The 25,381-nt window shown below is 28.1% G+C and carries 23 protein-coding genes, 1 rRNA gene and 1 other annotated feature; of the genes, 20 read left to right on the forward strand and 4 right to left on the reverse strand.

The features are described 5' to 3' along the window. The first annotated feature begins 188 nt into the window (after window positions 1-188). Window positions 189-305 (forward strand): 5S ribosomal RNA (rrf, locus tag Q0G30_RS09470). Window positions 306-418: 113 nt separating this feature from the next. Beyond that, entirely contained in the window at window positions 419-1,033 is a 615-nt protein-coding gene (locus tag Q0G30_RS09475; RefSeq protein ID WP_294389198.1) for a DUF488 domain-containing protein, read from the forward strand. A gap of 480 nt (window positions 1,034-1,513) precedes the next feature. Here Q0G30_RS09475 and Q0G30_RS09480 read toward each other — a convergent pair whose 3' ends face one another. Then, window positions 1,514-2,122 carry a methyltransferase gene (locus tag Q0G30_RS09480; RefSeq protein WP_294389200.1) on the reverse strand — a complete coding sequence of 203 codons (609 nt, stop codon included), beginning with the start codon at window positions 2,120-2,122 and terminating at the stop codon, window positions 1,514-1,516. A gap of 321 nt (window positions 2,123-2,443) precedes the next feature. On the opposite strand from Q0G30_RS09480, the gene Q0G30_RS09485 reads away from it, so the two are divergent. From Q0G30_RS09485 to Q0G30_RS09560, 16 genes are all read left to right on the forward strand, one after another. Beyond that, window positions 2,444-3,535 (forward strand): ribose-phosphate pyrophosphokinase, encoded by a 1,092-nt coding sequence (locus Q0G30_RS09485; RefSeq protein WP_294389202.1) that lies wholly within the window; start codon window positions 2,444-2,446, stop codon window positions 3,533-3,535. Between the two features lie 74 nt (window positions 3,536-3,609). Then, a complete protein-coding gene (locus tag Q0G30_RS09490; protein ID WP_294389204.1) occupies window positions 3,610-3,795 on the forward strand; it encodes a hypothetical protein in 186 nt (61 codons plus the stop codon). 31 nt (window positions 3,796-3,826) lie between these two features. Continuing rightward, the gene (locus Q0G30_RS09495) at window positions 3,827-4,753 is read left to right on the forward strand and encodes a DUF6734 family protein (protein ID WP_294389206.1); all 927 of its coding nucleotides are present in this window, start codon (window positions 3,827-3,829) and stop codon (window positions 4,751-4,753) included. 113 nt (window positions 4,754-4,866) lie between these two features. Further along, window positions 4,867-6,060 (forward strand): acetate kinase, encoded by a 1,194-nt coding sequence (locus Q0G30_RS09500; protein WP_294389209.1) that lies wholly within the window; start codon window positions 4,867-4,869, stop codon window positions 6,058-6,060. 156 nt (window positions 6,061-6,216) lie between these two features. Further along, complete coding sequence (locus Q0G30_RS09505) at window positions 6,217-6,789, forward strand: hypothetical protein (protein WP_294389211.1); 573 nt, start codon at window positions 6,217-6,219, stop codon at window positions 6,787-6,789. A 78-nt stretch (window positions 6,790-6,867) separates the two neighbouring features. After that, window positions 6,868-8,100, forward strand: coding sequence for an NAD(P)-dependent oxidoreductase (locus Q0G30_RS09510; protein WP_294389213.1), 1,233 nt, complete (start codon window positions 6,868-6,870; stop codon window positions 8,098-8,100). A gap of 26 nt (window positions 8,101-8,126) precedes the next feature. After that, complete coding sequence (locus tag Q0G30_RS09515) at window positions 8,127-9,092, forward strand: SAM-dependent methyltransferase (protein WP_294389214.1); 966 nt, start codon at window positions 8,127-8,129, stop codon at window positions 9,090-9,092. A gap of 69 nt (window positions 9,093-9,161) precedes the next feature. Then, window positions 9,162-9,301, forward strand: a sequence feature (ribosomal protein L20 leader region). A gap of 26 nt (window positions 9,302-9,327) precedes the next feature. Then, window positions 9,328-9,849, forward strand: a complete 522-nt coding sequence (gene infC / locus Q0G30_RS09520) for a translation initiation factor IF-3 (RefSeq protein WP_294389218.1) — start codon at window positions 9,328-9,330, stop codon at window positions 9,847-9,849. A gap of 20 nt (window positions 9,850-9,869) precedes the next feature. Continuing rightward, window positions 9,870-10,067 carry a 50S ribosomal protein L35 gene (rpmI, locus tag Q0G30_RS09525; protein WP_195517320.1) on the forward strand — a complete coding sequence of 66 codons (198 nt, stop codon included), beginning with the start codon at window positions 9,870-9,872 and terminating at the stop codon, window positions 10,065-10,067. A 26-nt stretch (window positions 10,068-10,093) separates the two neighbouring features. Continuing rightward, a complete protein-coding gene (gene rplT, locus Q0G30_RS09530; RefSeq protein WP_005211350.1) occupies window positions 10,094-10,453 on the forward strand; it encodes a 50S ribosomal protein L20 in 360 nt (119 codons plus the stop codon). Between the two features lie 117 nt (window positions 10,454-10,570). Next, the gene (locus tag Q0G30_RS09535) at window positions 10,571-11,251 is read left to right on the forward strand and encodes a PHP domain-containing protein (protein ID WP_294389220.1); all 681 of its coding nucleotides are present in this window, start codon (window positions 10,571-10,573) and stop codon (window positions 11,249-11,251) included. Between the two features lie 308 nt (window positions 11,252-11,559). Beyond that, window positions 11,560-13,638, forward strand: a complete 2,079-nt coding sequence (locus tag Q0G30_RS09540) for a molybdopterin oxidoreductase family protein (protein ID WP_294389222.1) — start codon at window positions 11,560-11,562, stop codon at window positions 13,636-13,638. Between the two features lie 9 nt (window positions 13,639-13,647). Further along, window positions 13,648-14,061: a 4Fe-4S dicluster domain-containing protein gene (locus Q0G30_RS09545; RefSeq protein ID WP_294389224.1), complete on the forward strand. Its 414-nt coding sequence runs from the start codon at window positions 13,648-13,650 to the stop codon at window positions 14,059-14,061. Then, window positions 14,061-15,284, forward strand: coding sequence for an FAD-dependent oxidoreductase (locus Q0G30_RS09550; protein ID WP_294389226.1), 1,224 nt, complete (start codon window positions 14,061-14,063; stop codon window positions 15,282-15,284). The genes Q0G30_RS09545 and Q0G30_RS09550 overlap by 1 nt, the downstream gene beginning before the upstream one ends. Window positions 15,285-15,510: 226 nt before the next feature. Further along, window positions 15,511-16,383, forward strand: a complete 873-nt coding sequence (locus tag Q0G30_RS09555; protein WP_294389228.1) for a cation diffusion facilitator family transporter — start codon at window positions 15,511-15,513, stop codon at window positions 16,381-16,383. A 144-nt stretch (window positions 16,384-16,527) separates the two neighbouring features. Next, window positions 16,528-17,220 (forward strand): pseudouridine synthase, encoded by a 693-nt coding sequence (locus tag Q0G30_RS09560; protein ID WP_294389230.1) that lies wholly within the window; start codon window positions 16,528-16,530, stop codon window positions 17,218-17,220. Window positions 17,221-17,275: 55 nt separating this feature from the next. On the opposite strand, the gene Q0G30_RS09565 is transcribed toward Q0G30_RS09560, so the two are convergent. Continuing rightward, entirely contained in the window at window positions 17,276-19,471 is a 2,196-nt protein-coding gene (locus Q0G30_RS09565) for an LTA synthase family protein (RefSeq protein WP_294389233.1), read from the reverse strand. A gap of 291 nt (window positions 19,472-19,762) precedes the next feature. Between Q0G30_RS09565 and Q0G30_RS09570 the strand changes: the two genes are divergently transcribed. After that, window positions 19,763-20,263 carry a DedA family protein gene (locus Q0G30_RS09570; RefSeq protein ID WP_294389235.1) on the forward strand — a complete coding sequence of 167 codons (501 nt, stop codon included), beginning with the start codon at window positions 19,763-19,765 and terminating at the stop codon, window positions 20,261-20,263. A 576-nt stretch (window positions 20,264-20,839) separates the two neighbouring features. On the opposite strand, the gene Q0G30_RS09575 is transcribed toward Q0G30_RS09570, so the two are convergent. Both Q0G30_RS09575 and Q0G30_RS09580 read right to left on the reverse strand, forming a co-directional pair. Beyond that, entirely contained in the window at window positions 20,840-22,621 is a 1,782-nt protein-coding gene (locus Q0G30_RS09575; RefSeq protein WP_294129198.1) for an ABC transporter ATP-binding protein, read from the reverse strand. Beyond that, window positions 22,622-24,364: an ABC transporter ATP-binding protein gene (locus Q0G30_RS09580; protein WP_294389237.1), complete on the reverse strand. Its 1,743-nt coding sequence runs from the start codon at window positions 24,362-24,364 to the stop codon at window positions 22,622-22,624. It abuts the gene before it with no gap. 152 nt (window positions 24,365-24,516) lie between these two features. Here Q0G30_RS09580 and Q0G30_RS09585 point away from each other — a divergent pair, with 152 nt between their 5' ends. Further along, complete coding sequence (locus Q0G30_RS09585; protein WP_221700823.1) at window positions 24,517-25,365, forward strand: AraC family transcriptional regulator; 849 nt, start codon at window positions 24,517-24,519, stop codon at window positions 25,363-25,365. Window positions 25,366-25,381 lie beyond the last annotated feature (16 nt).

Genomic DNA, 25,381 nt, shown 5'->3' on the forward strand with positions numbered 1-25,381 from the left:
ATAGGTCAGAGGTGTAAGTGCGGTAACGTATGTAGCTGACTGATACTAATAGGTCGAGGGCTTGACCAATAAATATAGAGTAATTCATGTGCAATTTTGAGATAACAATATCTCTAAAAGGAAACTCACTCAACAGAGTTGAGGAGTACAAGGTTTCAACTAAATCGAAGATTTAGAAAACCATAGCATCTGGTGATGATGGCGTAGAGGAAACACTCCTTCCCATTCCGAACAGGAAAGTTAAGCTCTACAGCGTCAATGGTACTGCACGGGGGACTGTGTGGGAGAGTAGAACGTTGCCAGGTAAGAGTAAGGTACTTAGTATTAACTAAGTACCTTTTTTGCGTAATAAAATAATATAAAATGAATTAATGCAAAATATAACTATAAGGTTAAATAAATTTTATTAGGAGGATATATGGAAATATACACTATAGGACATTCTAATTATACAATTGAAAGACTTATTGATATGTTAAGGCATTATAATATTAATTGTGTAGTAGATATTAGAGGAACGCCTTATTCAAAATATAATGTTCAATTTGATAAAGAAACTATAAGATATACTTTAAGTAAGGCAGGATTTATCTACATATATATGGCTAAAGAATTAGCAGCTAAAAGAATAAATAAAGAATCTTATAATGAAGAAGGATATTCTGATTTTGAAAAGGTAATAAAAGAAAAAGAATTTTTAGAAGGAATAGAAAGATTAAAAAATGGTTGTAATAAAGGATACAATATAGTTTTATTAGGAGCTATGCAGGAACCTATAAGATGCCATAGATCTATTTTAGTAGGAAAAGCATTAAGAAAACATGGATTTAATGTTAAGCATATATTAGATGACTATTCTATAGCATCACAAGAAGATATAGAACAAATGCTTTTGGATAAGTATTTTAGCAATAGAGAACAAATGACTATTGATGATTTGATTGGAAATAGTTTAAGTAGGGAGGAAATGATAGAAGAAGGTTATAGAATGGCAAATAAAGAAATAGGATACCGAATAGAACATTTGAAATAAATTGCGCATTACATGGGGCGAAAAAATGAAATATTTATTTTCCGGGAACGGTGAAATTTTCGCCTAGAATTTATATCTTTGTTCCATTGAACTTGCTAAAGTTGTAAAAGCCGCTGACGCTTCAATACAACTTCTTTACGCAAGTTCAATTCCACAAAGATTAAATTCTACGGCTTAATTTCAATATTCCCTCCAAATTAATATTTCATTTTTTCTTTCTCCATGTATCTGCTTATAAAGTACCCTTTTATAGTTAATCTTCTGTGCTACAAATTATTTTGATAGGATAGTTACCTTTTTGTTTAAGGGTATTTTATCAAAGGTGAAATATTTTTAGTTAATTATTTTTTATATAAATAATAGCAGAAGTTGTTAACCCTTAAAATGTTATACATATAAATTATTAGCGAAATTATATGAATTACTGGGGTTAATATCATTAATTTTCGTTATCACGGTACTTAAGCTTTAACGAACAATTTAGTTAGGTAGTGTATAGATAGAAAATTTTTGGCGTTTATCTATTAGGTAAAGATTATGTATTGGAATTTCCTGTTTTAGAGTTAGTGCCGTATAATTTTCTAAGTAATCTATGTATTCTTCAGAGGGATAATAAAATATTAAATCTATCTCTCTAGGAAATTCTTCTACAGAAATTAAAATGTTATTTAAAACTTTAATAAATAGTTGTAGTGAAAATGGGTTAAAAAAATAAAACTTATTATCTGATGGTAGTACTTTATAATCTTCAGCAAATATATTTAAAAATTTAATTTTTTCTTTAGACTTTGAGAATGATTTGAAATAACTTTTTTTATTATTTTCACATATATCATAGTAGTTATTGTTCATTTCTATTCCAGTAACATATGAATTGTAATAATAGTTTATGTAAAAGGCTAATCGTCCTTTGCCACATCCGAAATCAACTATATGATCTGAACTATTTATATTATATTGTTTAAATAGTGATTCTAAGGCTAAATAAGAGGTAGCTTCATATCTATTATAATGATGGGATTCGTAAAATCCTTGTTGTTCACCTGTAGTTTTTATATTAAATAATCTTTCGTAATGTATTTCATCCATAAGTAATCTCCTTTTAGTGTTTATGAGTTTAAATGAGCATTTATATATTATATCAAATATATTTCAAATAGTATTAATTCTTAAATTTAATTTTAAAATAGTAGAGTTTTGAAAAATATGTAGTTAAATTAGTAGTATTCTACAAAAATACTTTAAAATTTATGAATAAGTAGAATATTTTTATATAACTATTTATTAATATTCGGGTTTAGTATATACTAATAATGATTAGAATTTATAAATATATGATATATTGCATATTATATAGTATATATTATTAAATTTGAATCTTTGAAATTTTAATGTAAAGGGGAAAGTTTGATGACAGAATTAAGACATGAATTGGGAATAATAGCTTTAGAAAGCTGTAAGGAACTTGGAAATGCTATTGATAAGCTTATCCAAGAAAAGAGAAATACTAATGAGTCATTTTTAATACCAATAGATGAAATAAGATTTTCTAACGGAGAAGGAAAAGTAAAGATATCAGAGAGTGTAAGAGGTAAGGATATATACATTTTATGCGATATTGGTAATTATAGTTGTACATATAAAATGTTTGGATTTATTAACCATAAAGGGCCTGATGAACATTTCCAAGATATAAAGAGAACTGTTTCTGCAATTAGAGGTAAGGCTACAAAAATTACAGTAATAATGCCTCTTTTATATGAATCAAGACAACATAGACGTAAGGGTAGAGAATCTTTAGACTGTGCATTAGCACTTCAAGAACTAGAAAGATTAGGAGTACATGAAGTACTTACATTTGATGTGCATGATCCTAATGTTCAAAATGCAATTCCTCTACTATCTTTTGAGAATTTTTATCCAACATATGATATAGTAAAATCTCTTATAAAGAATGAAAATACATTAGAGTTAAACAAAGACAAGCTTATAGTTATAAGTCCAGATACTGGAGCTATGGATAGAGCAATTTATTATTCAAGTGTTTTAGGAGTTGATGTAGGTTTATTCTATAAAAGAAGAGATCATTCAACAATAGTAAATGGAAAAAATCCTATAGTACAACATGAGTACATGGGAAGAGATGTGGAAGGAAAAGATGTATTAATAGTTGACGATATGATAGCATCAGGTGAATCAGTGCTTGATATAGCTATGGAATTAAAAGAAAGAAAAGCAAGAAATGTTTATGTAGCAACAACATTTGCTTTCTTTACAGAGGGACTAGAAAAATTCAACAGATTCCATGAAGATGGGATAATATCTAGAGTATATTCTACTAATTTGACATATATATCAGATGAATTACGTAATTCTAAATGGTATAGAGCTGTAGATATGTCAGAGTTAGTATCAAAGATAATAAATAAATTAAATTATGATAAATCTATTGCTTCTTATATGGATGCAACAAGAGTAATACGTGACTTATTAGAAGAATAATAATATAATATATTATAGCATATGTAAATTCATGGAAGTTTACTATGCTATAATATTTTTTTTAAGGAGAGGTTATGAGAGAAAGAGTAGATAAAAAAACAAAACAAGAGACTAAAGTATTATGTACAAATAAAAAAGAAGTTAAGGGTAATGTAAATATAGAGAATAAATGGGTTATAATAAATAAATATAGTAGTCTAAATATTTCTTCAGAATATAATATATCAGGGGTAGCGGGATATGGATTAAACCTTATATAGAATTTATATTTATGAAGAAGGGAAAGGGATAATGATAGAAGCATTTCATTCAAATTGGACTAGGCCATTTTTTTATTCAAATCAACATAAGGAATATTATATAGAGGATTTTGAAATATTAACAACTATCCTTTCAGCATTAAAGTGGAGAGAAAAAAATGGAAGTATAAAAATGATTACTGATAAAGTTGGAGCTGATTATTATAAGAGTATAGGATTAGATGAAATTTGGGATTTGGGAATTGATATAGAATTAGATGATATTAACGATAAAATCGATAGTAATATATTTTGGGCTGCAGGAAAGCTTTATGCATTGAAAATACAGAAGTCTCCATGTGTAATGATTGATACTGATTTTATTGTGTGGGAAAATATAGAAAGTATTTTAAAAGATACAGAAGTAAGTGTAATTCATAAGGAAAAAATATCAAAGGAAGTATATCCAGATAGAGATTACTTTAAATTTAAAAATGGATATTCTTTAGATGAAGAATTAGATTGGTCGGTATTACCTAGTAATACAGCTTTTATTTATATTTCAAATGATGATTTTAAGAATTATTACACAAAATCAGCTATAGATTTTATGAATAATTTAGAGTGTGATCATAATAAGATCACCAATATGGTATTTGCAGAGCAAAGGCTTATATCAATGTGTGCTAAGAGAAAAAATATTGAAATTAATGAGATAATGAGTTTAGATACCTTATTTTCTATGAAGCAAAACTTATTTACGCATACATGGGGATATAAGAGAGAAATGAGAATGGATTTTAATAAAAGAAGAGAGTTTTGTATAAGATGTATAACTAGAATTATTAAAGACTATCCTGAATATGAGAAGATTATAGCAAATATTGAATCTTTAAAAGAATATTACGATGAATTTAAAAAAAGTTATTATATTAAATTTGATGAAAGTGAAAAAAATATTATATATTCTAAAGTGTAGAGTAGTTCACAGAGTTTTCAGACAAAATAGAATAATGAATCTTTTTAATTATTTAGAGAATTTAGTGTTATTATATATAATAATGATAATAATTTTTAAAGGAGTGTGGGAAAATGAAAACTTTAGTAATAAATTGTGGTAGTTCATCTTTAAAGTACCAATTAATAGATATGAGTACAGAAGAATGTATGGTTCAAGGATTAGTTGAAAGAATAGGAATTGAGGGTTCTGTATTAACTCAAAAGGTTGAGGGAAGAGAAAAGTATATAATAAATACAGAAATTAAGAATCATAAAGAAGCAATAAAATTAGTATTAGAGGCATTAATTGATGCTGATAATGGAGTTATTAAATCTATGAATGAAATTTCAGCAGTAGGGCATAGAGTTGTTCATGGTGGTGAAAAATATTCAGATTCAGTTTTAATTAATGATGAAGTTTTACAATCAATTAAAGATTGCATAGTGCTTGCGCCATTGCATAATCCACCAAATATTATAGGAATTGAGGCATGCAAAGAATTAATGCCAAATACTCCAATGGTAGCAGTATTTGATACAGCATTCCACCAAACAATGCCTAAGCACTCATATATTTGCCCATTACCATATGAACTATATAAAAAGTATGGAATAAGAAAATATGGATTTCATGGAACATCTCATAAATATGTTTCAAACAAAGTAGCAAAGGTTATTGGAAAAGATATAAAGGATTTAAAAATAGTTACATGTCATTTAGGAAATGGTTGTTCATTAGCAGCTGTTAAAAACGGTAAATCTGTAGATACTTCTATGGGATTCACACCACTTGCAGGTGTTATGATGGGAACAAGATCAGGAAGTATAGATCCATCTGTTATTAGCTTTTTAATAGAACAACATGGATATACAATAGAAGAAGTAGACGAGTTATTAAATAAGAAATCAGGAGTTTTAGGAATTTCAGGGGTATCATCTGATTTTAGAGATGTTTTAGCGGCTGCTGAATCAGGAAATGAAAGAGCAAAGCTAGCTTTAGAAATATTCTATTATAAGGTTAGAACTCAAATTGCTGCTTATGCAGGAGCAATGGGTGGTGTAGATGTAATAGTATTTACTGCTGGTATAGGAGAAAATTCTTCTATTACAAGAAAAGAGATATTAAAGGGACTAGAGTTCTTTGGATTTGAGCTTAATGAAGAAAATAATAATATAAGAGGAAAGATTCAAGAAATATCAACTGAAGATTCTAGAGTAAAGGTATATGTAGTACCTACTAATGAAGAATTAATGATTGCTAGAGATACAGCAAAATTAGTTAAATAATTATAAAATAGTGTTATAAAGATTATTAAGTAATCTTTATAACACTATTTTTATACAATAGAAGTACTAATAAATGAATCTAAGATTTATATGGTAGTTCACTAATAGCTAATATGTTATAATAATAATTATTATTAATTAGATAAGGAGATTATTATGGGAAATAAGATAACTTTAACATATGAAAATGGAACATTTAATGTCGCTATAAATGAAAGTGTTGTATATACAGATAAAGAGATGGAGGGAGCTATTCTTAAATTTAATTCAGTAGTTAAAAATAATGCTATAGAGCAAAAGACTTCATGGGAAGCTATAGAATCTGAAGTTAAAAGTTATAATAATGAAGAAGTAGAAATAAACTCACAATTTAAAACTGTTAATTTTGGAAAAATGAAATACTTCTATAATACAGATAAGGTATTTTATATTCAAAACAATAGTATGATATCATTAGGAGGAGGATATTCATTATTTAATTTTGTTTTAAACAAAATTAGTGAAGGTAAGCTAGAAAATGAAGAAAGCTTTTTAGAATTATGTAAAATATCAATGATGAATAAAGCAATTTTTAGTGCACATGAAGATACTGTTATGATATCAAGCCCAAAGTTTAGTTATGGAACTGTAGAATTTAATTTTGCTACTAATAAGATAAATAAGGGAACTAGTTTTGAGAAGGGAAGTTTTGAAGAATTTAAAAATTATGTTTTAGAAATACTTAAATAAGTTGTATAAATTACCAAAACAGATGATGAAGCAATATTGATATACTATATTAAGTAATCATTAGAATAGGAGAGACTGATGAAAGAGTTATTATTAGAAGCAGATAGATGCTTATTATGTAAAAATGCTAGATGTAAGTCAAATTGTCCAATAAGTACAGAAATTCCAGAAGTAGTTAAGCTATTTAAGGAAGAAAAAATAATGGAGGCAGGAGAAGTATTATTCAATAACAATCCATTATCAGCTGCTTGTGCTATAGTTTGCCCTCATGAAGATCAATGTAAGGGAAATTGTATTAGAGGGATAAAAAGTGAACCAGTAAGCTTTTGTGAAATTGAAGAGTACATATCTAAAGAGTATTTATATAAAGTGAAATTTGATAAAGTAGAATCTAGAAGTGATAGAATTGCTATAATTGGAGCAGGACCTGCAGGAATTACTTTATCAATTATATTAGCAAAGAAAGGATTTAAGGTTACTCTTTTTGATGCACATGAGAAAATTGGAGGAGTTCTTAGATATGGAATTCCAGAGTATAGATTAAAAAATTCTATGATAGATAGATATGAAGAAATCCTTATTGAATTAGGGGTAAAAATAAGACCAAATACTTTGATTGGACCAGTTATTACATTAGATAAGTTGTTTTTTGATGGATATAAGGCTGTATTTATAGGTACTGGAGTATGGAATCCTAAGACTTTAAATATAAAAGGAGAGTCATTAGGAAATGTACACTATGCAATAGATTATTTAAAATCACCACAAGTTTATAATTTAGGAAAAAAGGTTGCTGTAATTGGAGCAGGAAATGTGGCAATGGATGCAGCAAGAGTTGCAAAAAGAAGTGGAGCAGAAGAGGTATATATTCTTTATAGAAAAGGTTTTGAAAATATGCCGTGTACTAGAGCAGAGTTAGAAGAAGCTAAAGAAGATGGCATTAAGTTTGAGTTATTTAAAGCACCTATAGAGTTAACAGAAGATGGTGTTAAATATATTGAAACTAAAAATGAAGTAGATGAATCAGGAAGAGTAAATACAGTTACTATAGAAGGGACAGAAGGAATGTTTAACTGTGATTCTACAATAATTGCAGTAAGTCAATCACCAAGAAAAAATATAGTTGCTAATACAGTTGGTTTAGAAACTAATAAATGGGGATTATTGCTTACAGATGAAAAAGGACATACAACAAGAGAAGGTGTATTTGCATCAGGAGATGTTGTTACTGGAGCAAATACAGTTGTTCATGCAGTTGCATATGCAAAAGTAGTTGCAGATTCTATAGAAGAATATTGTAACAATAATTAATAAGTAATTTGTAAGAGGGTGTTAAAATGAAGAGTAAAGCAAGTAAAAGTGAGTGTGGAAACACCCTAGGTAAGTATTTTTATTTTATTAATTGCTCTGAAATGGAAAAAGAATTATGTAATATGGAGATGAGGAGTATTTTTGGAAAAGAGCCTGAAGAAAAATATTTATTTTCAGAAATAAACTTTGATCCATCTAGAAGTCCATTTATTAAATTACAAATTAAATCAATTTACATAGAGAAAAATTTAGAAGATATAATTAATAAGATAAAAGAAGATAGAATATCTTATGATGACTTTAAAGTTAATTATATAAAAAGTGAAGATGGAGATATCCCTTATGAAGAACGTCTTAAAGCCGTTAAGAAAATTGGTTTTGTTGTAACAGGATTTCCTGATATACACAATCCAAAAATAGATTTAGCTATAACTAAAGTTAAAGATAAGTGGATATTTGGAGAGTTAATTAAAAATAGTTTTAAATGGCAAAGACATAATGATAAACCACATTCATATTCTAATGCATTACCTCTAAGAACGGCTAGAGCATTAATAAATATTGCAGTTGGAAATAATAGAGAGTTAACATTAGTTGATCCATGTTGCGGAGTAGGAACTGTTGTTATAGAAGCACTTGATTTAGGGATTGATGTAAAGGGTTATGAAATTAGTAAACCTATTGCATGTAATGCCAGGAATAATATAGAATTTTTAGGTTATAATAGAGAGATAATAACTAGTGGAGATATGCATAATATAAAGGAAGTTTTTGATGTTGCCATAGTTGATATTCCTTATGGATTATTTTCACCTGTAACACTAAATGAGCAGGTAGATATAATTAATACCTCAAGAAAAATTGCTCGTAAACTAGTTATAATAACATTTGAAGATATGGATAAATTAATAACTTCAGCTGGCTTCAAAATATTAGAAAAATGCTACATGACAAAAGGAAATATGGTAAGGCAAATTAGTATTTGTGAATAAAGTATATTTTCCAAATTAAACTACACAACAAAAGGTTTGACAATATGTTAAGGCAATGATATAATAAATTTTGTCAAGAAGAAACAGCCGTTTCTCGCCTTACGGCTAAGCTTAGTAAGGTAATGAGTTTATTGGATTTTTATCTAGAAGAGTATCTAGATTTTCTAAATAATACGAGGGCGGCAATTATGCCGCCCTTTTATTTATATATTTTTCTTGATAGATTTTATCGGAGGTGAATGTTATCAGTAAAAACTTTACTTGTAATGAAAGTATTAGAGAAAAGGAAATTAGAGTAATTGATACAGATGGTACTCAATTAGGTGTAATTTCTACGAAGGAAGCTTTACAAATGGCTGAAGAGAAGGATTTAGATTTAGTAATGATCTCTCCAACAGCAGTGCCACCAGTATGTAAAATAATGGACTTAGGCAAATACATTTACGAGCAATCTAAAAAGGAAAAAGAAGCTAAGAAAAAGCAAAAGGTAACTGTCATTAAAGAAATCAGATGTAGTTTAACTATTGAAGAAAATGACATAGCTATCAAAGCTAAGAATGCTAGAAAGTTCTTATTAGACGGGGATAAAGTTAAAGTCACTGTTAGATTCAAAGGTAGAGAAGCAACATTAGGTCACCTAGGATTAAAAATCTTAGAAAACTTTGTTTCTAAACTTGAAGATGTTTGTACTGTTGAAAAAGCAGCAAAACAAGAAGGAAGAAACATGACTATGGTATTAGCCCCTAAAAAAGCATAACCAGAGAGGAGAATATTATCATGCCAAAAATGAAAACGCACAGAGGTGCAGCTAAAAGATTTAAAAAGACTGGTACTGGAAAGTTAAAAAGAGCAAAAGCTTTCAAGAGCCATATCTTAACAAAGAAGAGCGCTAAGAGAAAGAGAAACTTAAGAAAAGCTTCTTACGTTTCAACTACTCAAGAAAAAGCAATGAAGAAATTATTACCATACCTATAATATAGAGGACTTAGGAGGAATACAAAATGGCAAGAGTTAAGAGAGCGGTAAATGCTCGTAAGAATCATAAAAAAGTTTTAAAGCTTGCAAAAGGTTACTACGGTGGAAAGAGCAGATTATTCAGAACTGCTAACGAATCTGTAATCAGAGCTTTAAGAAACGCATACGTTGGAAGAAGATTAAAGAAGAGAGATTTCAGAAGATTATGGATAGCAAGAATTAACGCTGCTACAAGAATGAACGGTCTTTCATACTCAAAATTCATGAACGGAATCAAATTAGCTGGAATCGACATGAACAGAAAGATGTTATCTGAAATAGCTATCAACGATCCAAAAGCATTTGCAAACTTAGTAGAAACTGCAAAAGCTCAATTAAACAAATAATTTTGTTTACATAAAGCAATCCGAAAGGATTGCTTTTTTTGTTTAATATTAAATCAATAATATATTAATATGAATATATTGTATTATGAAATAAATATTAGGATGAAAAGATATAGTATGTATACAAAGGGCGATTTTCATATACACACAACTTATTCAGATGGAAGCTTAACACCAAGTCAAATAATTAACTTAGCAAAAGAAAAAAGGGTAGATATACTATCTATAACTGATCATAATAATACAGATGGTATAGATGAAGCAATTGTAGAAGGAAGAAAAAATAATATTACTGTCATACCGGGAGTAGAGTTATCTACTAGATATAATGAGTGCAGGGTACATGTGTTAGGATATTTTAAAGATGATAGCTATAAAAATGATTTGCTAAAAGAAGTACTTTTGAATGTTAAAAAAGGAAATATTAAAAATTTAAGAAAAATATTCAAAGATAAAATTGATTTTTGTGGATTTAAAAATAAGCTTTGCGTTCAAACTGGAGTTGATATGTTGAAATTTTTTGGTGCTACAGTAGTACTTGCACATCCAGTACTTCTATGCAAAAGAGACTTTGATAATATTATTAATATAAACTTCGATGGAATTGAAGCAAAATATTTTAAAAATACGGAAAATGATACAAGGTATTTTATAGATATTGCAAATAGAAAAAATATAATTTATACTGCTGGATCAGATTTTCATAATTATATTGAATGTTATAGAATTCATGGAATGATTGGTGATGTATATTTAAATGGAGAAGAAATAGAAAAATTTTTAAGGGTATTAATTTAGAGCCTATATCTAAATAATCTTTAATAAGATTGTTTAGATATAGGCTATTTTTATGTATATATGAGATTATGAATTTATTTAGAGTTATAAGTAAATGATAATAGATGAATATAAAAGGATAATTTTACAGAAAATATTTTTATGACAAAGAAAGGTGGAATTAGTGAATATGTAAATTAGGATGGATTACATTATATAAGAAAGTAAAATGATATTATATATAAGTTAAATTACATAAAGAGTTAATGATTAATAAAATTGTAAGAGATTTAGGAAAATTAAAATTAGTTAGATAAGGAGTGATTTCATTGAAGGTTATAAGATCTACTTGTAATTATTGTTCTATAGCATGTAATTTAGATTTTCATGTTGAAGACAATGGTTTTATTAAGAGAGTAGTACCTACTGTTGATTATCCAGTTAATAAGGGATTTTGTTGTGTAAAGGGATTAAATTTAGATAAGCAAAATACTGAACATGAAAATCCAGTATTACCACTTGTAAGGGATAAAAATGGAGAATTAAAGCAAATTCAATGGCAAGAGGCATTTGATCTATTTGCTAAGAGGGTAACTGAAATACAAGAGAAATATGGTAAAGAAAGTTTTGCATTTTTAAGTACAGGTCAATTAGCTACAGAAGAAATGGCATTAGCAGGACATATAGGAAGAACATTTTTAGGTGGAAATGGAGATGGAAATACAAGACTTTGTATGGCTACATCAGTAGTTTCTTATAAGCAAAGCTTTGGATTTGATGCTCCACCATACACTTTTAATGATTTAGAACATTCAGATGTAATTATATTTATTGGATGTAATCCTGTAGTCGCACATCCAATTCTTTGGGGAAAGACTAAGAATAATAAAGATTGTATAAAGATTGCTATAGATCCAAGAAGAACAGAAACAGTAACTAATTGTGATATGTGGATAGATATAAAACCAAAATCAGATTTAACACTTCTATATACATTAGCAAATGTTCTTATTGAAAAGGGCTGGATTGATAATAATTATATTGAGAAGTATACAGAGGATTTTGAAGGCTTTAAAGAACATGTAAAAAAATATACTCTAGAAGATGTTGAAGAAAAAACAGGTATATCCAAGGTTAGAGTCTTAGAGCTAGCTGAAATAATACATAATGGAAAAAAAGTATCATTGTGGTGGACTATGGGGATAAATCAAAGCTATCAAGCTGTAAGAACAGCACAAGCAATTATAAATATAGCTTTAATGACAGGAAACATAGGAAGAGTTGGAACAGGACCTAATTCTATAACTGGTCAATGTAATGCTATGGGTTCTAGACTTTTCAGTAATACTACAGGGCTTTATGGTGGAGGAGAGTATGATAATGAGGCAAGAAGAAAAGTCGTAGCAGAGGCTTTAGATATAGATCCTGAGATGCTACCTAAGAAACCTACCTTACCATACAATGTTATAATAGAAAAAATAAATTCAGGTGAGATAAAAGCTTTATGGGTAGTAGCAACTAACCCTATAGTTTCTTGGATAAATAATTTAGAGTTTAAAAAAGCAGCTGAAAAATTAGAGTTTTTAGTTGTAGAAGATATTTATTCTGATACTGAAACTGCTAGATATTGTGATTTATTATTACCTTCAGCTAATGGCTTAAAGAAAGAAGGTGTATTAATAAATACAGAAAGAAGGCTATCAAAACTTAATCCAGTATTAGAGAAGAAGGAAAATGAATTAACGGATTATGATATTATGTTAGGCATAGGTAAAGCTTTAGGAATGGGTAAATTATTAGATAAATGGAAAACACCAAGAGATGCATTTGAAACATTAAAAGCATGTACTAAAGGAATGCCTTGTGATATTACCGGTGTAAATTATGATATGTTAAAGGACTCAAGGGGAGTACAATGGCCATTTAGAGCTGGTGAAGAATTAAAGGAAGATGAAAGAAGGCTATTTGAAGATAATAAGTACTATACACCAAGTGGTAAGGCTAAATTTATCTATGAAGATGTAGCACCAGTTCCTTATGAACAATCAGAGGAATATCCATATTTATTTAATACTGGAAGAGGTACTGTTGGTCAATGGCATACACAAACAAGAACTAGAGAGATACCTGATGTTTTTTCTATAGTTCCTCATGAAGGGTATGTAAATATAAATACTGATTTAGCTGATGAATTAGGAATCAAGGATAATGAAACAATTAAAATAACATCACCCAATGGTGTAAGTAATAATTTTCTTGTTAAACTAAGTAGAACTGTTAAAAAAGATCAAATTTATGCTCCAATGCATTATATAGAAGCAAATTCACTATTACCATCTATATTTGATACATATTCAAAGGAACCTAACTTTAAATATGTACCAGTAAAAATAGAAAAAATAGATTAGGAGATAGCTATGAAGAGAATAAAAATAGATAGAAAAAAATGTATTGGTTGTTTAACATGTACTACTGCATGTAAGGTATCTCATGGATCAAGAGATACAAGAGGAAGGATAGTTATAAATAGCGAGGGAAGATATGCACCAATTTATTGTAGGCATTGTACTAGACCAGAATGTGTTTATGCATGTCCAACTGGAGCTATGAGAAAAGATGATGAGAGTAAGTATGTAATTTATGATAAAAGCAGATGTGCAAGTTGTTTTATGTGTATAATGGCATGCCCTTATGGAGTTTTAAAGATGGATTATCAAACTAATAGAGAAGTAATGAAATGTGATATGTGTATATCAACAGAACAAAACTTTCCTCAATGTGTAGATAAATGTCCAATGAATGCATTAACTTTAGAGGAGGTAGATGAATAATGGCATATGTTATAGTAGGAGCATCTGCATCTGGAATTAATGCAGCTAAAACGCTACGTGAAAATGATAAAAATATAGAGATAATATTAGTATCAAAAGATGAATATGTTTATTCAAGATGTATACTTCATCATTTTTTAGATGGAAGAAGAGAAATTGAAGCTTTAGACTTTACTCCAAAGAACTTTTTTGAAATGTACAATATAAAGTGGATAAAAGGAGTAGAAGTAATAGGAATAGATGTTAAAGAGAAAAAACTAAAATTATCAAATAATGAGGATTTAAGCTATGATAAGGTTCTGTTGGCAGCAGGATCATCATCATTTTTACCACCAATAGAAAACTTAAGAACTGCTAATAATGTAATAGGACTTAGAAACTTAGATGATGCTATTAAAATTAAGGAAGAGGCTAAAAAGGTTAAAAATGTTGCTATTTTAGGTGCAGGATTAGTTGGTGTAGATGCTTTAGCAGGGCTTTTAGATTATGATGTAAATATAACATTAATTGAAATGGGAGATAGAATATTACCACTTCAACTAGACAATTATGCAGCAGAAGTGTACCAAGAAAGATTAAAAGAAGAAGGAGTAAACTTTAAGTTCGGAGTAAGAGCAGAAAAGGTTGTAGTAGATGAGAATAATAATCCCGTTTCAATAAAGTTAAATACTGAGGAAGAAGTGCCTTGTGAATTAATAATTGCATGTACAGGTGTTAGAGCAAATATAGGATTTTTAAATGATAGTGGAGTAGAGTGTGATAAATTCGGGCTTATAATTAACACAAAAGGTGAAACTAATGTAAAGGATGTTTATGGGGCTGGTGATATAACAGGAAGAAATCCAATATGGCCAACAGCTGTTAAGGAAGGAATTATTGCAGCCAATAATATGCTAGGCAAGGAAATATATATGAATGACTTCTTTGGAAGTAAAAATACTATGAACTTCTGTGGAGTGGCTACAATGTCTCTAGGCCTAGTAAATAAACCGGATGATAGTTATAAAGAAGAAATACAAGTAAAGGGAAAAGACTATAAAAAGATAATTCATAAGGATGGAATAATATATGGGGCTATAGTTCAAGGTGACTTATCTTATGTTGGAGTATTAACACAGCTTATAAAAGAAAATATTGATATAAGAAAAGTTAAAAAGCCATTATTTAATGTAGATTACTCTGATTTCTTTAATGAAAAAGAAAACCTAGAGTTTGTATATTAGAGTAATAAAACTAAAGTGATATTATAAATTAAAAGGAATAAGTAGATATTAATATGGGTTAGCTTATATAAGGTAAATAGGCAAAATTCGAAAATAATCTACTTATTTTTTCTTTTTGTTAATTAAAATCATTATCAAATGATATTAGTGAAAATTATTTATAGTAAGTACAAATATTAATTATTAACATATAATAAAATTATCAAATGATAATAGGAGGAATATTGTGAAAAATAGGTATGATGAGTCTAATAAGGTAACATTAATAACAATTTTACTTAATATAGGATTAACCATACTAAAAATATTAGCAGGTATTTTGGGAAATTCTACGGCTATAATTGCTGATGGATTACATTCGGCTTCAGATATAATAACTTCAATTGGAATTCTTATAGGAAATAAAATTTCAAGAAAGCCAAGGGATGATGAACATCAATATGGTCATGAAAAGGCTGAGAGTTTAGTTTCATTTATTTTAGCTGCTGTACTTATAATTGTAGCTCTAAAAATAGGATATGATGGTGTTAAGGAGTTATTTAATATAAATGATATATTAATACCTAATGCTTTACCATTGATTGTAGCTCTAATTTCCATAGGAGTTAAGGAGTATCAATATCAAATTACAATTAGAGTAGCTAAAAGAATTAATTCATCATCATTGAAAGCTGATGCATGGCATCATAGATCAGATGCACTTTCATCTATAGCAGCATTTGTTGGAATTGGTGGTGCAATGCTTGGATTTAAAATATTAGATCCAATAGCATCAATTATAGTAGCTATAGTTGTTGTAAAAGTTGGAGCTAATATATTAAAATCAGCTTGTAATGAATTAATGGATAGCTCTATTAGCAAGCAAGATATTTGTGAAATTGAATCTCTAGTAGATAAAGATGATGAGATATATGGCATAAAGGATTTTAAATCTAGAAAGTATGGTTCAGTTGCTTATATTGATATGAGTATTTTGATTGATAATAAGAAAACTTTAGAAGAGGCACATGATATTGCAGACAATTTGGAAAAAATAATAATTTCTAATTTAGGCTATATTAAGGAGATAAATATTCATACAGAACCATATAATAATTAAATAACTGTAAGTAAAATTAAAAGTCGGATTATTATTATTCGGCTTTTTATTGTAATTTGTAAGTGTTTAGAAGTATAATAGTTATTATTTTAGAGCGTGTTAATAATAATTTTAATTTTAATAACGGAAGGACAAAGTTTTTATATGAGAATAAACAAATATTTTAGTAATTTAGGAATTTGTTCTAGAAAGGAAACTAATAGATTAATCGAAGAAAAGAGAGTTATTGTAAATGGTGTTTTATGTGAACCAGGACAATGGGTGGAAGAATATGATGATATATTATTAGATGGAGAAAGAGTACAAGCAAAAGAAAAAATATATATAGCTTTAAATAAGCCGGTAGGTATAACCTGTACAGCGGCAGAGAATGTTAAGAATAATATAATAGACTATATGAATTATGACCAATATATATTTCCAGTAGGAAGATTAGATAAGGAATCACAGGGATTAATAATAATGACAAATGATGGAGTTCTATCAAATAAAATATTAGAAGCTGATAATTTACACGAAAAAGAATACATAGTAACTGTTGATAAAATAATAAATGATGATTTTATTAATAAAATGGCAAGTGGAGTAGATATAGGAGATGCTATAACGCGAAAATGTAAGGTTTCTAAAATAAGCGATGATACTTTTAATATAGTTTTAACTCAAGGTCTTAACAAGCAAATAAGAAGAATGACTAAAGCTTTCGGATATACTGTAATAAAATTAGAAAGAATTAGAATAATGAATATAAAAATAGATGATATAGAATATGGACAATGGAGAAAGCTTACTTCTAGAGAGCTAGAAAAATTAAAAGAGTTAACATCATATCATTAATAAAAAAATAGATAGGAATTATCCTATCTATTTTTTATAGCTATAAGCTTAATTATTAACTTTTATTATTAACTTGTTCTTCGATTACACATGGGTAAATAAATTCGTTCGTAGAGCTTAATTTTCCACCACCAGTAGTACGTTGAGTAACTACTATTGAAGAGTTAGGCTCTATATTGCTATTATTAATCATTAGTGTATTAGAGTCGATAAATACAGTCTTAGTATATTTACCATTTATATAAATTTTACTGAATTCATTAAAGTTTTCACCTTTTACAATAAGATTTTTCTTAACGTTTGATTCATCTATTTCTTCATCTATTTCAGTAACTTCCGAAGCAGAATCTTCCTCTAGGTTTTCAGTAGACCCTAAAGCTTCAGTTCCTTCAGTTGTGGCAACTTCCTCATTTATAGTATTATCTTCTGGTATAGCAATTTCTTCATAAACATCTGTTATAGAAATATCATAAGTTCCCATTTTTAGGTCAGTTGCTATAAATGGATTAGTACCGCCATAGATGTACTTTTCACCATATAACATATCATATTGTAATAATTTTAAATCAGCTAAATAGTCATTTGTATTTTTAAATTGATTATGGAATTTTGTTAAAACACCATTATCTATATTTAAATTGTTTAATACAGATGATGTTAATTGATATGCAGTTAAATCTTGATCAACTTTAGGCATATCAAAATTGCTCCAAACAACATATTCAGTTTGGAAAATAGAGTTATTAACTAAATCTTCATCTTTAAAACCTAATGTTGGTAAGTGATCTCCGAATAAGACCAAAACAGTATCTTCATCAATATTAGAAAGTGCCTCTACTAACTCTCCAACAAATTGGTCAACTTCATATAATTGATTTATATAATATGTGAAAGCATTAGTAGTTTCTTCATCTGGTAATCCACTAACTTCAATTGTAGGATTCTCTAGTATTTGTTCTTTTGGATAGTCACCATGAGCTTGTACAGAAATAGTATATACAAAATCTGAACTATCAGTAGAGTTTAAACACTTAAGTATTTCATCTGTAAGATAAAAATCTTTTGCCCAATCCTTTGGAGTATATTCTTCAACATTCATATATTCTAAAGATGTGAATGTATCAAATCCTAATTGTGAAAATACAAAGTTTCTACCATAGAAAGTCCCTTTGTTATTATGAATAGCATGAGTTGAATAACCTAACTCTTTTAAATCATAACTTACACTTTCAGCAGTACTTTCTTGAAGAATAGTCTTATATGGATATTCTCCAGGACCAAAGAACTGTAAGCTCATACCACTTAGTACTTCGAATTCTGTATTTGCAGTACCAGCACCAACAGATGGAACTGTTAAATATCCAGAAGAATAGTTTTCCATAAGTCTTCTAAAATTAGGTACTGGGTCTTGAGAAAATTGTAAATACTTAACTAATGTTGGATCAAAGAATGACTCTAATTGAACCATTACTATATTTGGTTTATCTGTGTCTGATTCTTGATTTAACCCACCTTCTGCACTAGCTAGTAAAATATTATTACTGCCAATCTCAGTGCTTGCATTATTTGATGTAATTAAATCAGAAATGGAAGCAATTTTTTCCTTAGAATAATCTTTTGGTTTATCAATACCTGTATTTAATAATGTATTAGAGAAGCAATAAGGGAATCCATAATCTTCATAAGCAAATGCAATATTACCAAAGTAGGAAGCAATTACATTTAAACCTAAAGCAACCTTTGTTGAAAGGAAAAGAAAAGCCCATACAGATGTAACAATTAATATATTTTTCTTATAATTAAGTTTTCCTTTATATTTAGGTCCTTTAAAGAATAATAATATAATTCCAAGAACTACAAGAATTAAAAGACCTGCTATAATATTAGTAACAGTTGGAGATAAATATTTAGATATTATACCAAGCCCTAAATCAGCAAGTGTTAAATCAGTAGCTGTAAAAGGGGTTACCCTATTACTTAGTATTATTCCATTAGTTATACCGAAACCTATCCATATAGTAGTTATTAAAGTGAAGAAAAATGTTCTTCTTTTAAATAATAATACAATAGATAGTGTAGCTAATATAATTAATGAATTATATAAAAATACTAGTGGAGATCCCAATATATACTTGAAAGTATCACTTAGATTTCTTCTACTACAAAGTTCAATAATAAAGTTAATAATTAATGGAGCCAATAAAAATTTCAAAAATGAGCGAGTTGACTGCTCCTTAAAAGAAAGTTTCATAATAAATCCCCCTATGATTGATTATTTCTGCATTAAATATTTTTTAAACAAAAATTAAACTACTATTAAATCATAAATTATTATACAACTATTAACCTCATATTCCAAGGAGGTGAAATCGATAACATGAAATAATTAAGAAAAAAATAACAAATGTAACATAAAATTAAGAATTCATAAACATAAGTATATTATGGGTACGTAATAATAAAATAGTATATATTGACATATATTAACATATTATAAAGTGAAATTTGTAAAGTAGAAACTATAAAGAAGAGGGTAATATTTATGGGAATTGAATTAATGTTAAATTATTTTATTCGCTATGGATTAATTTTTTTATTTATTGTAGTTTTTTTAGAAAATCTAAATTGCCCAGGTATTCCAGCCACAGTAGTAATGCCTACTATAGGAGCCTTTGTGGCAGAAACTAAAGGAAGTCTTTTCTTAGTAATATTAATATCAATAGTAGCAGCTGTATTTGGAAGTTGTGTATTCTACATAATAGGATATTATTTTGGAACACCAATTTTAGGTTGGTTTAATAAGAAATCAGAAAAAACTAAAAAGTATATAGAAAAAATATTTAAATACTCAAATAAATATGGAAATAAAACAGTTTTTATATGTAGACTTATTCCTGTAGCAAGAGTTTTAATATCTTTAGTTTCAGGAGTGTTAAGATTTGATTTTGGTGGATTTTTATTATATTCAACCTTAGGAATTAGTATATGGAACACTGTATTGATATCATTTGGCTACTTCGGCCTAAAAACAATACTCCGTTGAATAATATTGCGCACCAAATGGAAGCGAAAAAATGGAATATTTATCTTACGGTAAAGGTGAAATTTTCACCTAGAATTTATATAATTGATTCCGTAAAGTTTGCTAAAGTTTTTAAACTCGCTATTCGCTCAAACAGTAAAAACTTCTTTACGCAACTTTACTCCATCAATTATTAAATTCTACGGCTTAATTTCAATGATACCTCCAAATAAATATTTCATTTTTTTCTTTTTACATGTGTTTGCTTATAATACGCCACTTTATAGTTAATGTTTTGTGCTACATATTATTTTGATAAGATAGTTAATTTGTATATTAATATTCTTAGTTTATTTAAAAATATATATCTTAGAAGTTAACAATTTATTATATAAAATATAGCAGAAGTCGTTAACTCTTAAGGTGGTTACGCAGGAAATTGTATCCTTTAGCTTAAAAGCTAGTGATAGAGAAAAATTAATGATATTATCGGAAGGAATATTGTAATTAAATTCTTAACGCAAATTACACTAATTCCTGGAGGTAATATCATTAATTTTCGTCATCACGGCACTTAAGCTATAATGAACAATTTAGTTATACTGCATTTAGTAGGGCGTATTGTGATTGGTAAAGGTTATAGTAGTGACCTTTTAGTGACATTAATTCATCGTGAGTTCCGCATTCAACAATACTACCATTATCTATATACATAATTCTAGAAGAGTTCTTAATAGTTGATAATCTATGTGCAATTATAAATGAAGTTCTTCCCTTAAGAAGTTCATCTAGACCTTTTTGAAGAAGAAGTTCAGTTTGGGTATCTATACTAGAAGTAGCTTCATCTAAAATTAGTATTTTAGGATCTGCAAGTAAGGCTCTAGCAAAGGATATAAGTTGTCTTTGTCCAACAGATAGACGACTGCCTCTTTCATTTACTTCTGTATAATAGCCATTTTCAAACTCCATTATAAAATCATGAGCTCTAACAACTTTAGCAGCAGCAATTACTTCCTCATCAGTAGCTTCAAGATTACCATAACGTATATTATCCATTATTGTTCCAGAGAATATAAATGAATCCTGAAGCATTATTCCCATTTGTTCTCTAAGTGATTTTAGAGTTACGTCACGTATATCAATACCATCAATTAAAATTTGTCCTTCATTTATGTCATAGAATCTACTTATTAAGCTTACAATAGTACTTTTACCAGCGCCAGTAGGACCAACTAAAGCGATGGATTCTCCACTTTGTATATTAATATTTATATTTTTTAATATAGGATTATCTTCTTCATACATAAATGTTACATCTTTAAACTCTACGTGACCTTCTATAGGGGGAAGTATAGTAGCACCTACCTTATCATGAATTAAAGGTTTTTCATCCATTGTTTCAAATATTCTTTCAAGATAGGCCATAGCATTAATAATAGTATTATAGAAGTTACCGATATTAGTTATAGGAGCCCAGAATCTCCAAACATATCCTATAAAGGCAACCAATACTCCTACTTTAATAGAAGAATCAAATACTAAAATACCAAAAAGGTAAATTAGAGCAACAGATGCAACGGAAATAATATCAATAGATGGCCAGACTAAAAAGTTTAATTTAACAGAGTCCATCCATGCATCACTATATTGTTTACAAACATCTTTATAGATACGCATATTTTCTTCTTCTCTAGAAAAGGATTGAGTTACTTTTATTCCATTTATACTTTCATGAACATAAGCATTCATATTTGATTGCTTTGAGCTAAGTTTTTGATGAGCTCTTCTTTGAGCTTTTTTTATAGACATTATAACTGTCATAAGTAAAGGTAAACCTAGTAAGCTAACAAGAGCTAATCTATAATCTAAAACAAACATAAATATTACGGTAATTATTAAAGTAACAGTATCAGCTATTAAATTAACAAAACCATTAGATAATAAATCACTTAGTGAATTTATATAGTTTACAACTCTAACTAATATTTTCCCGTGAGGTCTACTATCGTAGTAACTAAATGGTAATGTTTGTAGATTAACAAATAAGTCCTTTCTCATATCAACTAAAATATCTTGGCCAACTTTACCCATTGTTATTATACGTTGTTTCATAAAAGCACTAACCAATATAAGGGATAGAGCATAAATAACTGACAATATTGTTAAATTTACTAAGTTTCCTGATGGAATAATATCATCTAATGCAATTTTTATTAAATATGGTCCAAGTAAAGAAACAAAGCTTGAGATTATCATTAAAGTTACAGAAAGTATAACTTTATTTTTGTAGGGTTTCATATATCTTATAAGTCTTTTAAGATGAGAAATGTTAAACCCTTCTTGTAATTCTTCATCTATATCATATTTATTTCTAGCCATTTAAATCGCCTCCTTAGATACATTAAAGTCTCCAAATTGAGTTTTATAAACTTCATAATAATAACCTTTATTTTTAACTAATGAATCATGAGTACCACTTTCAATGATTCGTCCATTTTCAAGAACTAAAATTAAATCAGCTGATTTAACAGAAGATATTCTATGAGCTATTATAAAGTTAGTTCTATTTGGATTATTTAAATTTACTTCTTGTTGAATTTTAAATTCAGTTTCCATATCAACTGCAGATGTTGTATCATCTAAAATTAATATTGAAGGATTTGTAATAAGTGCTCTAGCTAAAGAAATTCTTTGTCTTTGTCCACCAGATAAACCTACACCGCGTTCACCAACAATAGTGTCATAGCCTTCAGGCATTTCAGATATAAAGTTATGGGCTTCTGAAAGTTTAGCTATATCTTTAATTTGCTCTAATGATACAGAAGGGCAACCGTAAGCAATGTTTCCTTCGATTGTGTCTGAAAATAAGAATATATCTTGCATTGCCATACCGATGGAAGATCTAAGGTGTTTTATGTTTAAATCTTTAATTGGAATATTATCTATATAAATTTCTCCTTCAGTAGCATCGTAGAATCTGCAGATTAAGTTAACTAAGCTAGATTTTCCAGAGCCAGTAGGTCCTATAATTCCAATAGTTTGTCCTCTTTTAGCTTCAAAGGAAATATTCTTTAATGCAGTAGTATCACCATAACTGAAAGAAACATTGTCAAATAATATATCACCACGGATTCTTTCAGGCTTTATTGGAGCTTCAGGATCTTTAATAGATGATTCAGTATTTAAAAGTTCCCTTATTTTAATAGAAGAAGCAATAAATCTTTCAGTATCATTTATTAAATATCCAGCCATTCTCATAGGATTATTTAATGCCCAAATTAATCCATTGAATACTACTAAATCACCTAAGGTCATAGATTTATTAATTACTAATATTCCACCAACAAGTATCATTATTATAGATAAAAAGCTTGATAGAAATTCAAGTATAGGCATGTATTTTCCTATAATATTTGTAGTATCTAAGTTTCTGTTTTTATAATTTAAATTTTCATTATCAAATTTCTTTATTTCAAAGTCCTCACGGCTAAATGCCTTAACAACTCTATTACCACTAATATTTTCTTGAGTAACAGAATTTAATCTAGAATAAGCTTCTCTTATGTTATAAAAAGTTGGAGAAATTTTTATTCCCATTTTTACAGTAAGTATAGCAATTATAGGGCAGATTGATATCATAAATAGTGTTAATGGTAAATTAACATATGCCATTGATATAATTGCAAATATAAATACACTGACATTTGATAGAATATTATAAACTACCCAAGCTATAAAGTGACGAAGAGAATCAGTATCACCTGTCATTCTAGCCATGATATCACCAGTTTTTGTATTATTGTAATAATCGAAATCTAATTTTAATAACTTTGCATATAAATCTTCTCTAATTTTAAGAAGAATATCTTGAGAAACCTGTTCGAAAATAAGTTGATATAAATAGGTTATTAATCCTTTTATTATAACTACAACAAGCATAGCAATAAGAATTGGAATTAATATGTTTTTTTGATTTCCATTCAATACCTTGTCTACGATATCGCCAGCAAGGAATGGATTTATCATACTTAGTAATGAAGTTACTAATACTAGTATTAAAGAAATACTATATTTTAGTATGTGTTTTTTTAAATAGCCCATTATCCATTTTAAGCTTTCCATTTGAGTTACCTCCACATAAATAAATTAATATAATTTCCTTATATAGATTATTATTTATAGGATAAAAATGAAATGTGATATCTTAAACTATTGATGTATATTATTATATAAAGTTATAATTATATGGAGTTATATGGTATAAGGAGAAAATTATGTTTGAATATGGTTTGTGCACAGAAAATTATAATCCAGAGTTATTATTTGCATTTCAAGGAGTAGTTGATGGGACAAAAAAAGAATACGATTTTAAGTATCATTGTCATGATTTTTTAGAGTTATCTATAGTGACATCTGGAAAAGTTGAATATTATATTGATGGAAATGAGTATATTTTAAACAAGGGAGATCTATTATTATCTAATCCAGGATTGTATCATATGGAAATACCAAATGAAACATCTAAATACACTCAATTACATATAGGAATTAATAATTTTAAATTAAGTGATATAAGAGAGAATTATATAGATAATAAAGGATTAGGACCTATATTAAAAATTAAAAATTATGGAAATGAATTTTTTAAGTGCTGTGATGAAATTATTAAAGAAGAAAAACTAAAGAGAATGGGATATCCGCTAGTCCTTAAGTCTTTAGTAATGAAGCTATTAATAATAATTTGTAGAGAGCTTGAAGGTGAAAATGAGGTAATAGAGGAGAATATATATAATTGTTCTTTAGAATCAAATGAAAAGCAAAATATAGTAAAATCAATAATTACGTATATGAATGATAATTATATGAATGATATTTCTTTGGACAAGATATCTAAGAATATGTACTTAAGCCCTGTATATATATCAAAGATATTTAAAGAAGAAATAGGGGATTCACCAATAAATTATTTAATAAAAATAAGATTATCAAAAGCAGAAGAATTATTAAAAGATAATACATTGCCAGTTAAAGTAGTAGCAAAAAGGGTTGGATACAATGATGCATATCATTTTAGTAAATTGTTCAAAAAATACTATGGAATTGCACCATCATCCTTTAGATAAATTGAAATAAATTGCG

This window comes from uncultured Clostridium sp. (assembly GCF_934754925.1).
Lineage (GTDB): Bacteria > Bacillota > Clostridia > Clostridiales > Clostridiaceae > Clostridium.